This is a genomic window from Mesotoga sp. UBA6090 (genome assembly GCF_002435945.1).
GTDB lineage: Bacteria > Thermotogota > Thermotogae > Petrotogales > Kosmotogaceae > Mesotoga.
Map to the genome: position 1 here is coordinate 37,757 of NZ_DIXC01000061.1, position 12,347 is coordinate 50,103.

The window sequence follows — 12,347 nt, forward strand, 5'->3', positions numbered from 1 at the left end:
AGCCAAATCCTGAGCTGACAACGCAAAATTAAGTGGGCGCGTCTCTCCTAGCAGGTCTTGCAGATTGAGCTCAGTACAAAACTAAGGCTCAAGTTTTCATTATCTGGCAATGAGCCAGAAGAGCATCTAGTAGGAAATTCAACGAAGTGAAAACACTGCAGGCTTCATTAAGTAGGCGATTTCTCATCGACACCACAACCACATACTATCAGACTTCTCTCTCTCTCAGCAGAGGTGGATCTACAGTTGTCGCCTTTTTGCTATACTGTCTTTATGCATTTCGTGAATAAGCCTTTAAAAGAACAGTCACCGTTTTGTATGAAATGCTCTTATTACCCTTCACAATGAGTTCGTTGCCCACAATATCGGCGTTCTCGGCTTCGATCTTCCCGGATGCCATAATAGGAATGGAAGAGGTCTTTCCCGGTGATCTAACAATCAGCTGCCAGCAGTCAGATTCCAACATTCTTCTGATTGCTATTATCCTGGGTTGTGAACTCTTTTTGTTTTTAGTAAGCTGTGGTTCAACTGGAAAGATCAAGAACGGAGCTGTATAAGTAATCGAAATGTCTAGCTTCTTTCCCGATATACTTTTGTCGAGTTCAACTCTCTTTGATGTGATTCCGTCAAGGGTTCTTACAGGAAGCGGGTTGTTGTTGACAGAAATCCTAACACCACTTGAATACTTGGGTATCCAGGGTGTGAAACGGACAGAAATTTCTTCCGGCATGTGTATTTCGAAATGCTGCGTTACTTCTACCCTGTCATCAATCAGTGTCGTACATTCATATGACAACGCGAGGCAGTTGCTCCCCAATGCTAGACAGGGAGCTTCTACTCTCCTGAGGTTCAACGGTATTGAGGGCTGAAAGTCAATGATACCCTCGATTATGTTTGGAGCGAAGCCAAGTACACCTTCGTAGAATGGTTGAAATCCCATTGTTTCAGACCAGGCCTGATGAGGACATATCCCGGACAGTTCGTAGGTCTGCCCATTCAGAACTTCTGGAATGTACCCTGATGAGAAGTCCTTATACATGTATAGATTGGCCAGCATGTGATTGTATGCGTCTAGATCTGCCCCAAGTTTGAACTGAGCCAGGGCAGCCCAACCGGTAAATAAAGGCCAGACGCTTCCCTCATGATAGCCTTTAGGATTGAATATCCCTGAACTCTTTCCTATTATTCTTACCCCCCAGTCAGTGGAGAAGTCATCACTAGCCAGATCTTCTATTTGGGCGGAGATTCTTTCGTTAGGCACACAGTCGAATATCGAACCCATTGAAGACATAATCGTTCTGAATTTCATCTGCTTTCCCGATTCATCTATTCCCAGAACAAAACCCATCTCAGGATCGTATAGTTTTTCGAGGCCTATCAAGCATCGTCTCTGAAGATCTGGCAAATGAGACTTAACCCTTTCCTCTCCAAGATAACTGGAAAGAATTTCTATGCCCCTGAGAGCTGCAATCCATATGCAGTTCAAATAAAATGAGGCTTTTGCGCCGTACAGTTTTCCCCCTTCGACCCAGCCGTGGCCAGCAACGGTGTTTTCAATTAGACCATCACCATCTGAATCGGTTTTTGAACAGTACTCTAGAGCTTTCTCAATTTTATCCCAGTTTTTCCTGGCAAATCCAATATCGCCACTCTGCACACAATACTTATACATCGTGTAAAGAAAGAGGGGAGTGGAGTCGGCGGCGTCATAGTGAACAACGTTGCTGGTAGTGAGTTCATGATAGATCTTTCCATCGATTCTCTGAAATTTCATTAGAAGCTCGAGGTTCTCTTTGACCGTCGTGAAGTCTCCAATGTCGAGAAATGCCAGTGAGCACCATAGGCTGTCTCGGCCGAAGTACCAGGCGTAGCCGGGCCTTGCACTGAACCAGCCTGGTCTGCTGGAAGCATATCCTGCTACAAGGCCTGTTCCAAGATTCGGTACTGTCACTCTGAACTTGATTGCTCCAATTCTCGCCATGTCAAGAGCCTCATTGAGTCTTGAGTCATCTGTTATGATCCTTCCCTTTTCGAGGTACTTCAGGTAGAATTCATTGGTTTTGCGTATCTCATCTTGCATATCGATTTGCTTCGGGAGCTCTTCGTTTTTATTACATGAGATAACCGAGAGTACAGCCGTTCCTGTCGCTTTGCTACTAATCGACACGAAGATCTCTTTGTCAATCCCATCCAGAGATACTGAAGATGGATTCGAGAAGACGAACAGGCTCTTGATCTGGGAGTCCTCGGTCTGAAGAATGAACCCGTTATTAAGTTTGGTGAACCGTTTTTCTCCGTTGAAAGCATCATCCATTGGCCACATTATCCTGAGATCAGATTCGAAGCGAATATCGATGCTATGTGCTATGTAGTCGTAGAAATCGAACTGTAAAAAAAGATAGGGATTCTCGAGACTGCAAAAGACAGTTATCTCTCCGCAGCAAAGTTCATAGACGACTCTTTCGGGTGTGTAGAGAACCCTATTGAGTGCTTTTGACACATTTTCTCCATCTACAGAGAACTCCATGGATCTCAAGATTCTGAAGGGATGCATCCACACTTCCTCGATCTTATGGACTGAGATATTTGCCAGGACTCGTCTTCCTGTGGAATTCATGTAACCCTTGGCGTCCTCGATCTTTATGGATGAAGACGGCCAGCTAATAACCGGTGAGATTGATGGAAGTCTTTGATCTGGAGTCTCTGAAGTCTGAACAAATCCCGACTTCGATTCTTTCCAGTATTTGCCTTGTCTGCCAGGAGAAAGCATCCAGAGGATACTATTCTCGATGAACCTTCGAGCTTCGGCATTATAACGAGTATCAGCTTCCTCAAATGAAAGATAGCCTCCAATGGAGAGAACTGGAAAGCCTCCAATATCATGAAGCCAAATCAGTTTTCTGTCCCTAATATAGCTTATGTATCGTTTCTCGACGGCCACTACCTTTGCTCTACTGCCTATATAGTAAAAGACATTCGGCATCTTTTCAAGGCCTTTGAGATGGGTGCTGTAGAAGCCTCCAAACAACCCTTCAAATAGAGGGTGGTTCTTATAGCACTGAAATCCCCTTTTGTCCCACGGGGAGCTGTCCTTAAAGACTCTTCGCTCTTCAATAGTGCCGGTATCATCTGCCCCAATCGTTTCAATGATTGTGACGGCCTTTCCAATAAGGATTATGGGTTTGACCCCTATTGAGGGCGATAGAGATTTCAGATCCGGTACGATGTTGTTCAGTATCAGCAGTTCATTCTTGTCGCAATCTATTATCGTACTGGTTTGGTATCCAGCTTCCTGAATAATCTCAGTGAGGTGGTTTCCTTTCTCTTCAATGACACAGATCATCTGCAGTTTCTTACCTCGACCACAGTTCATCCTGCGAGTATCTCTTCGAAAAGTCTGAATGAGGCTCCCTTTGATACCAGTAAGCCACAGTGGCGATGTCGTCCGTCAATGGCTGGAATGTTCCATCGGGATACCAACCAAGCGCTTGCACTGTTACTCTTATTGAGCTGCTGAACCTTATCGGATCAGGGATATGCCAGCGATAGAGACCGTGTCTGGGAATTTCCCCCTCTTCCCTTCTCCATAGAGGATACCCGCAGAATGGTGAGGAAAAGGTTTCCCCGAAACACCAGGCACCTCCGAAGTAATCTTCAGTTCCCGTTGTACAGATAGTTGGGTTTTCTTCTCCGTCAAGGAAGAACTTAACTTCTCCCTCTCCCCACCAGCCATTTGAGAGCTGAGACCAGCCGGCCACCGTGCCCACATAATGACCGACGCCGCTCACGCCCTCCAGAATTACGTGTTCCGGACACTCACGAGTGGTCATCGATCTTCTCCAATTTGCGTGAAAGTATGCGGCTGACTCAGAAATATTACCCAGAGAGTAGTCAATCTGATAGAAGAAATTATGAAAGGGCTTTGAAGAGAGGTTCTCGACTTCTATTCTTGCACTCTTCCTGAACGGCATTGGCCAGTAGCAGTTGAACCCTCCCGATGGGTTCACCGACAAAGGGAGCGAGTTGATATTGTACCTAAGTCCGTGAGTGCAGCCAAAAAAGTCACCGAGAGGAGCTTCAACTGAAGGAGATTGCTCGTCGTCCCAGTAGAACCTCATCAAGCAGCTTCTATATGCCTTACTGTCAACGGTTATCCATATGTGCCTTATCGTACCGGGTCCGTCGATTTTTGCCAGTTCGACTCTTCCCATTGCTGGAAGTTCGATACAGGGTCTGACTTTCCACCCCAATCCCAGCTTTCTTGCAGGTCCCTTTCCTTCAGGTTGCTCGAGAGCACCTTCGGAAAGACTTCCATCAGGGTTTTCTGCAGAAATAGATCGCGAGCATTCGTTCTTGATCTCACATATGTCACCAAAGAATGACAAACTATCACCCCTTTCTTCTATTTCTTTAGGCAGCTGGCTACTTGTCGTAGCCCGATGTAAGCCTTATTCCCTGAACGATCCATTTCTGGGCGAAAATGTAGACCAATATCATTGGAATGGACGAAAGAGCTGCAGCAGCCATCTGTGCAGGGTAGTTCGTTACATACTGAGAGGAGAACATCGCTACACCGACTTCAATAACGCGCATTTCTTTGCTTCTCGTAACAATTAGCGGCCAGAAAAACGATCTCCATTGTCCGAGGAAAGTGAAGGTACCGACTGTGGCGATTACTGGTTTGCACAACGGCATGATAACCTTCCAGAATATCTGCCAGGAAGATGCTCCGTCAATTCTTGCGGCATCTTCTATACTGCTCGGAAGGCTAAGCATATACTGTCTCATAAGGAACATTCCCCAGATATTCCCAAGCGCCGGAACGATCATCGCCCAATAAGTGTCAACCCAGTTCATTGAGTGCAGGATTATGAACCCTGGAATAAGAGTAACAACTCCCGGGAGAAGCATGAAAGTGATAAATAGCTTGAACATGAAATCTCGACCCGGGAAGTGTAATCGCGAGAGAGCGTAACCTCCCATTGCTATAAGTATTATCTGGCCAACAAGAACTGCGATTGTTATGAATAAAGTGTTGAAGATATATCTGCCCCAAGGTTGCGACTGCCACATTTCCACGTAATTCTCCCAACGCAAAACATCTGGGATCAGCTTCGGAGGAAGTCTGTACATTTCAAACTCTGCCATGAAAGAGAAAGAGATCATGAGAATATAAGGAAGTAGAGTGGATAGGCCGAGAAGAATGAGCAAAGCCATAATCACTACTTTAATAACAATTGAGAAGAATCTATTATTCATCTCATCATCTCCTCTCTAGAAGTAAGCCTGCCAGCTCTCTTTGCCAAAGAGCTTGAACTCTACCAGAGTCAGCGCGGCCAGTAACAGGAACAAGATCCACGATTGTGCGGCAGCGTACCCCATTCTCATGTCTACCCAAGCAGACTGCCAAATGTGATAGAAGACGACATCGGTTGACCTAAGAGGGCCTCCTTGGGTCAAGACATAAATAGGAGTGAAAACCTGAAAAGATCCTATTACGCTTGTGACGAGGACGAAGAGGCTAGTGGGTTTTAGTAATGGGAGAGTGATCTTCCAGAAGATCCTTGGTTTGCTAGCACCATCGACAGCAGCAGCGTCATAGAAGTCTTTTGGAATGCCCTGGAGCCCTGCCAGGAATATGAGAAGTTGACTGCCGATCGCTGACCAAATACCGATTATCATCATTGAAATCAGCGCAAACTGAGGTGATTCAAGCCACGCAATTGGTTTAATTCCAAATATGCTTAGTACATAGTTCAGGACACCAAAATCACGGTTGAAGATCCACCGCCAGACAATCGTGGTTGCCACACCAGCAGTCACCACAGGAAGGTAATAAAGCACCCTCAAGACAATCGAAAGCTTACCTAGCTTGTTCACCGCGATCGCCAGAAGAAGTGATATGAACATCCCAATAGGAACGTAGATTGAGTAAACGGCAGTATTCTTCATTGCGTTCCAGAATTTGAAGTCTGAAAAGAGCTCGATGAAATTCTCGAGACCCACAAAAGGCTTGGCTGCATCAACGATGCTCCATCTTCGGAATGCAAGGAATAATGCAAAACCCATAGGTCCGACTGCCCACCAGACTAGGTGAACAAGAGCCGGTAACAGAAAGCCGTAGCCTATCAAAGTTCTCCTTATCAGCTTGTGAGATTCGATGTTTGTAATGACAAAGACGCTCACTACTACCATTACCAGAAGTACTAGAATTGCTCCTATCGAGAAGAACTGAATCGACAAGATCGAGTTTTCTCTGGGGGTCTCCTCAAACAACACAGTGAACTCGTATTCACCGATGTCTTGAGTCGCGTATGTGTGAACCACATCATTCACTCTAGCAACACCGACTTCTATTCCATCATCTTCATGAGACGACACGATCTCAATATTTGAGATTCTTCTTGCAGTCAGATTAGAGGCAATCACTTCACTATCATCACTGACAATGAAGCTCGCACCAGTCGTTCGTCTTGATATATCAACAAACTCCGCAAAGAGATTTCTGTCACCTTTTTCAACCAGATAATCAGCATCGCTGAACCATCCCTTTGCTCTTTTCAGACCAATACCTTCGCTGATCTCTCCTAGAGTGTTGCCGAAAACAAAGAAAGCAAATGAAGCGATTAATACGATTGCCGGTAGATAAGCTGCCAACCCAAATGTCATACGGGTATTTCTCTTCAAGTTAACGTGGGATATTGATTTCTTGTAGAGCGCGAGCAGAACTAGAACAGCGAAAACAAAAGAGACAAGAGCAGAGATCCACAGAAAGATTAACAAAGAATTGTGCTTGTCTTTCCAGCCCTCATAAGTTATATGTGTTGCGAAGAATCCAATCACGTCCCAGTTGTCAGAGTCGTAGACCGCGATTGCGTTCATCAACATTTTGTTTCCTTCAACAGAGATCTCAACAGATTCAGGTCTTTGACTGTTTATTGTTTGCCTGAAAAGGCGCCTGATCAAGTCGGCTTCTATTCTTCGCGAGTCTCCTGGGATAGTGAAATCATCTTCATCACCGAAGTATACTATGAAGTCTCTCTCATAAACTTTGCTCGCTCTATGTAGAAGATCGTCAAATCTGTCGAGAACAACCAGAAGAATATTGTCGTCCAGTAAAAGGATTCCCGTCTGAACGTATATCTTGTCATTTAGAACGACAAGCTCGGTCTTCGGGTATCCAGAAGAAAAGGTTAGATTCTCAAAGAACAAGGAGGACGATAGAAAGTCTGGGGCGGAATAGCCAAAATCATCAATCAGATTACCCGAATAATCAAACAAACCGGCAAAGACAACGTCATCAGAAAAACCTTCCAGTATATCTACAGCCAGTTCAGGTTCTCCTACCAAAGGATCCATATCCAGGTCGATAGTTGCTGTAAGATCCTGGTAATTGAGTTTAAAGCTTCTCAGCAGAGAAGCTTCACTCTCAACTAAGAAGTCACTGAGATTATTTCTGGCGTAGAAACCCAGTATGGCAAATGCCGACACTATGAGAAGACCAACAAGTACCAGCAACCCGACAATGATCTTGTAGTGTCTCAAAGCCATCCCTCCCAAAAAACGAGGGGCAGTGCAAACTGCCCCTCAAGTGAAAAAATCAGTTCTCACCCTTCTCAATATACTCGTCTATTGTTGCTGCAGCCCAGTCCATTGCTTGCTTGACGGTTTCTCCGCCTACGTTCATCCTGTCAAATGCCTCTGCCCATGTGTCTTCGAACAGTGGTCTGTAGTACTTTGTCTGAGAACCAACCGGTACTCTTGCAAAATCAAGCATCTTTATGAAAGCCGCGTCAAGTTCATCCTGCTCTGCCTGCAGTTCGGCAATTTCCTTGATTGCGGATATTGCCAACCCACCTTCCAGACAACGCTTTTTCTGTGCATATTCGCTTGACAGAAATGCTGCAAGCATAGTTGCACCTGATTTGTCAGCTGCGTTTGCTGGTACAGCCCAACCAGAGGCATAGGTAACAGTCGCCTTATTCTCGGGAGCTGCATACGGAATTGGTGCGGCTCCGACATCCAGGTCGGCACCCTTCGCGATCTGTCCTTTGATTGATACGTTGAACCATCTGCCCGTTATCGTCATGCCTACCTTACCTGTGTAGAAAAGCGCTGAAGTTCCTCCGAGAGAGCTGGCTTCTTGAGGTGATGGTGCGTATCCTTTGGAGAGAAGATCCATGAAGAATTCATAGTTCTTTACATTGAGATCGCTGTTCAGATATCCCGAGGTCTGAGTGAAGTCTGGGCTAAAGACCTCACCACCGCCTGCCCATAGAAGTGGTACAACAACTCCAACCCATGACGGGAAAGCAAATCCCCAAACATCGTTCTTTTCGTCTCCATCAGTATCTTTGCTCAAAAGCCTGGCAGTTTCCGCGAATTCTTCCAGGGTCCATCCATCCTGCGGGGGGTAAGGAACCTCCAGCTCATCGAATACTTTCTTGTTGTAGAAGATTCCTATCGGACTTGTATCCTTGGGGAGGGCGTATAAACTTCTACCTGACCTGAAAATGTCAACCAGGACCGGAAAATACTCCGCGAGATTGGTGCCACTCGCACCATCTCTACTTAGCCTGCTAATGAAAGGGTTGATGTCTGTCAAGTAGTTGCCTTCCACAAAAGCGGGTATCATCTCTGCATCCAGAAGGATCACATCAGGTGGGGTACCGGCTCCAATGTCAGTCAAAATCTTCTGATAGTAGTCTCCGGGAACTGGTTCGTAAGTCACCTCGTACTCCGGATTGAGTCTCATGAATTCTGCAATAATCTCTTCGTCAAGAGCTGCCTCTTCAGCTCCTGCCCAGGTTGTAACTCTTAGCTTGGTTACTCCGATCGCAAGTGAAGAAAGCAAAATGATAACAATCACAAGAAACGCTTTCAAGTATCTTGCCCGACGCATAGTTCCACCTCCATTCTCTTTACCTGTCCGCATTTGAAGCGGAGTTGTAAGTTTTGACCGTTAGTTCCCCGTCATAATTAGCTTTGAAGACGCCTTCACGCGAAACGACTTTCAATGGTTTTCCTGCAAGCTTCAGGTTGTCGATCTCAAAATCAAGGTCGAACGGAAAGGGATCGAAATCTATTCCATCTTCGGAGATATCAATTCCTGCCAGGTACTTGAAGAGAAGATCAATCACCCATGAATGCTGGTAATCATTGACACCCCTGTAAACGCTTGGTTTTCCATTGAAGGGGTTATAGTGTTCAAAGCAATTCGGCCTTTTTGGATCGCCTTCAAAGAACATCATCCTAACGAATTTTCGTATTAACTCGACAGTCTTTTCGCGAAGAAGAGAATCTTTGAATCGTCTGGAGCATATACCCAAAACTTCTATAATGTGACTGTTAGTCATTGGCCACACTCTGCCATTCCAGGGACAGTTGTGTCTTTTCCCTTTCCATTCGGCCCACTGACTGAATAGGTGATCATCAAGGCTCGTTGCTGGGACAGGAAATTCTGTCCAGAATTCCTCACTGTTAAGTAAATGTCTCTTAAGCCCTGGAAGATGTGATTTATCTACAATATCTGTTAGGTACGGATAGAAACAAGTTGCTGCCTTCACTCCAGTTCTCTTGAAATTGACCGGGTTAACATCGGAAAATATTTCTTCTTGAGGATCCCACATGAAGCTCAGAACAGCCTTCTTAGTTTTTTCGGCACTTTGATCAAATAGACTTGCTTCTTCTTCAAAACCTAATAGCCGCGCCATCCAAGACAGCGTCTGCTTTAAGCTATATATATAAACAGTCGCATCGACGCCTTTCAGTCTTATGCTGTTAGTCCAGCCATAGCGGTCGGCCATAGGATCAACTGCTGTATATCTGCTCATGAATTCTTGGCCAGTCTCAAATTGATCTACCACATCATAAAGACCCGATTCTTCGGGATCTCTTTCCGTATCGAAGTAACTAAGATACTTTTTCAAGGGTTCAAATACCTTTCCAATGAAACGCATATCCGGATGAACCATAAAAAGATCCTTAACCGCTCTTCCCCAGTCGGCGTGATAAAATCCATTCTCCTGAATCTGGTTAACGTATATGTGGCCTACAAACGAACCATCCTCCTTCTGGTTATCGACAAAGTTCAGCAAACTACCTTGTCCAATTTCCGGAGAGTTCGACCAACGAGTTTCCAGCATGTGACACTGTGCGCTATATGTAATTAGTGCCCTGAAATAATCGAGCCCCTCAGAGATTGCGGGGTGTTTCATAAATGATTCATCGCTTTGGCTCTTGAATAGTCTAAGACCGTACCACCTATAGTAGTAATAAGTCTGAAGAAATGGGTCACTAGTCTCAAATTGAGGAAGTGACGAGAAGTAATTGTTCCAATTGTTGATGCTGTATTCTACTGGGTCTTCGTTGATTAGACTATCCCAGTTACTAACAATCTCATTTTGGCTTTCAGCGGCTCCAAGGCCGCAAATGACAAATGATTCGCCGAGAGGAGGGATCCTAATCTTTCTATGAATTCCTATATAAAGGAGACCTTCACGATTGATTCCTCCGTTTGTTATGTCCATTAGAAGACCGTCGCTACTCAATTTTTCGTAGAAAGGGGTCATTCTGAAGTTTGGAATGTTTGCCGTTCTTTCAGAAAATGTGACATTATAGCTTTCCATTCCTCCGAGTGCAATAAGCACTTCTGCTTCAATTGGCTTTCTGTGGGGTTTGGTAAGCTTCTTTCTGAATACAATTCCTTCGTTTACTGGCTCGACAGATTTGATGTCAGTCTCACTATCATTCTCTGAACAGTTATGTGCTGTCCAAACTATGAGATCCACCTCAATCTGCTTATTGCTGGTATTTCTGATATTGACTTTAGATACAAGGAAGTCCTTTTCTAACAGGCACTTCTCTTCAGTCAATTCGATGTTCATGCCTGAAAAACTACTTCTGAGAACGGCTGGATCCCATGTTCTGCCGGTAGGTTTGAAATCAACTGGAACGCCATCCACCACGGCACTGATTGAGTATCCAGGATCAATTCTCATGTCAAAATAGTTCAGAAAATCCCACGCCCCTGGATTATCGAGGTGTACTGGAAATGGCGGGGTCCACAATAGTCTATTTCCACCACCCAAATACCACTTGTCATCTCTTTCGAGCATTTTCAGAACATCAATCTTCATCGGCTTTCCTCCCATCATTGTCCTGGCAGTTGTGAAGGAGTTTTCGACCATAACCGGTAAGATCACATATATCTTTCCTGTCTAGTTCAATGATTTGATCATAGATCTTGAAAGCTCTTTCAAGATTCCGGGATTTGATAGCCTCATACAGGTCTTTGTGAAGTGGCAGACCAGCATCACCAAAGGTTTCCAGTCCTAGAGGTGACTTCCATAGAATTTCCAGACCATCAAATACTACATCAAAGACCTCTTTCAGAAAACGGTTGTGTGATATTTCAAAGATCTTCTTATGGAAACTTGCATCAGTACTGGAAAGCTCGACCCTTGTTTCGATTGCCTCTGATAGTTTTTCCATACACTGAGAAAACTCTTCAATATCACTTTGACTTGAACTGGATATTGCGAGAGCTATCGCAGCTTTCTCCAAAGTGCTTCGGACTTCTATCAAGTCAAATATGTCTTTGGCGCTGTCTGTCTCAATCTCAAAATTGGCATTAATCTGAATCCGTAACTTCGTTCTCTTCAGAACAAAAGTGCCGCTGCCGTGGATGGTTCTTGTTATGCCTTCATATTCAAGAACTCTTAGCGCTTCTCTCACTACTGCTCTGCTTATCCCCAGGCGTTCTGACAGTTTCACTTCTCCAGGCAATCGATCGAGACCTTCGAGAACTATCATCTTCTTCAGTTTGTTCACAATATCCATTGCAGTTCTTCTCTTAGTTTTCATCCTGGTTTGGCACCTCAATTTGATCGGTTGTCCACTCACAAGACAACTTTTCAATCGTATTCTAGTATTTTAGTTGGCGGATTTGGTAGAACAATTATCGACTGTGACGAATGCTTAGGTTTGATTGTCATCGATTGTTTAAGTAGAGAAACGCGATGTGAACAGATTTGGATTGAGTTGTCAACAAGTAGGAGTGAGTCGGTGATCTTTGTTGATAGTTCTGTTCAGCGAATCCTATGAAAGAAAGTGTCTGAAGAACTGCAAGGGAACCAAGTTTCTTGCAAAGTATCAGCCAGAATGAGTCGTTTTAATGGACAAAACAGTGTTGTTCTTGCATGTAATGATTAAGGAAAGTTAAGAGCCATGATGATAGCCACAATGATTGAAGTTCAAATGACCGCGATCAAACAGATGTATTCTTAGGTAGCATATTTCCGGAGTGCGCAGATGCGAACCAGCGTGTGCCAAGAAGGCGAAGAAGG

7 protein-coding genes are annotated in these 12,347 nt (G+C 44.7%); all 7 read right to left on the bottom strand.

Translation table 11 applies throughout. From position 1 onward, the window contains the following. Positions 1 to 271 precede the first annotated feature (271 nt). Genes B3K42_RS10100 through B3K42_RS10130 form a run of 7 tightly spaced genes read right to left on the bottom strand, consistent with a single transcriptional unit; the run spans position 272 to position 11,865 of the window. The gene (locus B3K42_RS10100; RefSeq protein ID WP_292598592.1) at positions 272 to 3,373 is read right to left on the bottom strand and encodes an amylo-alpha-1,6-glucosidase; all 3,102 of its coding nucleotides are present in this window, start codon (positions 3,371 to 3,373) and stop codon (positions 272 to 274) included. Continuing rightward, positions 3,354 to 4,385, bottom strand: a complete 1,032-nt coding sequence (locus tag B3K42_RS10105) for a glycoside hydrolase family 172 protein (RefSeq protein ID WP_292598594.1) — start codon at positions 4,383 to 4,385, stop codon at positions 3,354 to 3,356. Before B3K42_RS10105 ends, B3K42_RS10100 begins: the two co-directional genes overlap by 20 nt. A 37-nt stretch (positions 4,386 to 4,422) precedes the next feature. Beyond that, on the bottom strand, positions 4,423 to 5,259 hold the full coding sequence (locus B3K42_RS10110; RefSeq protein ID WP_110990949.1) for a carbohydrate ABC transporter permease: 837 nt from the start codon (positions 5,257 to 5,259) through the stop codon (positions 4,423 to 4,425). Positions 5,260 to 5,274: 15 nt separating this feature from the next. Beyond that, positions 5,275 to 7,545: a carbohydrate ABC transporter permease gene (locus B3K42_RS10115; RefSeq protein WP_181419112.1), complete on the bottom strand. Its 2,271-nt coding sequence runs from the start codon at positions 7,543 to 7,545 to the stop codon at positions 5,275 to 5,277. Positions 7,546 to 7,600: 55 nt separating this feature from the next. Beyond that, positions 7,601 to 8,902: an ABC transporter substrate-binding protein gene (locus B3K42_RS10120; RefSeq protein WP_181419113.1), complete on the bottom strand. Its 1,302-nt coding sequence runs from the start codon at positions 8,900 to 8,902 to the stop codon at positions 7,601 to 7,603. A gap of 19 nt (positions 8,903 to 8,921) precedes the next feature. Beyond that, complete coding sequence (locus B3K42_RS10125) at positions 8,922 to 11,138, bottom strand: MGH1-like glycoside hydrolase domain-containing protein (protein WP_181419114.1); 2,217 nt, start codon at positions 11,136 to 11,138, stop codon at positions 8,922 to 8,924. Further along, positions 11,128 to 11,865, bottom strand: coding sequence for a FadR/GntR family transcriptional regulator (locus B3K42_RS10130; RefSeq protein ID WP_110990953.1), 738 nt, complete (start codon positions 11,863 to 11,865; stop codon positions 11,128 to 11,130). The genes B3K42_RS10125 and B3K42_RS10130 overlap by 11 nt, the downstream gene beginning before the upstream one ends. Positions 11,866 to 12,347: the final 482 nt, after the last annotated feature.

Bases quoted from the DNA above. Each gene is read 5' to 3' on its own strand.
- B3K42_RS10100 (WP_292598592.1), bottom strand. From the start codon at position 3,373: ATGAACTGTGGTCGAGGTAAGAAACTGCAGATGATCTGTGTCATTGAA.
- B3K42_RS10110 (WP_110990949.1), bottom strand. From the start codon at position 5,259: ATGAATAATAGATTCTTCTCAATTGTTATTAAAGTAGTGATTATGGCT.
- B3K42_RS10120 (WP_181419113.1), bottom strand. From the start codon at position 8,902: ATGCGTCGGGCAAGATACTTGAAAGCGTTTCTTGTGATTGTTATCATT.
- B3K42_RS10125 (WP_181419114.1), bottom strand. From the start codon at position 11,138: ATGAAGATTGATGTTCTGAAAATGCTCGAAAGAGATGACAAGTGGTAT.
- B3K42_RS10130 (WP_110990953.1), bottom strand. From the start codon at position 11,865: ATGAAAACTAAGAGAAGAACTGCAATGGATATTGTGAACAAACTGAAG.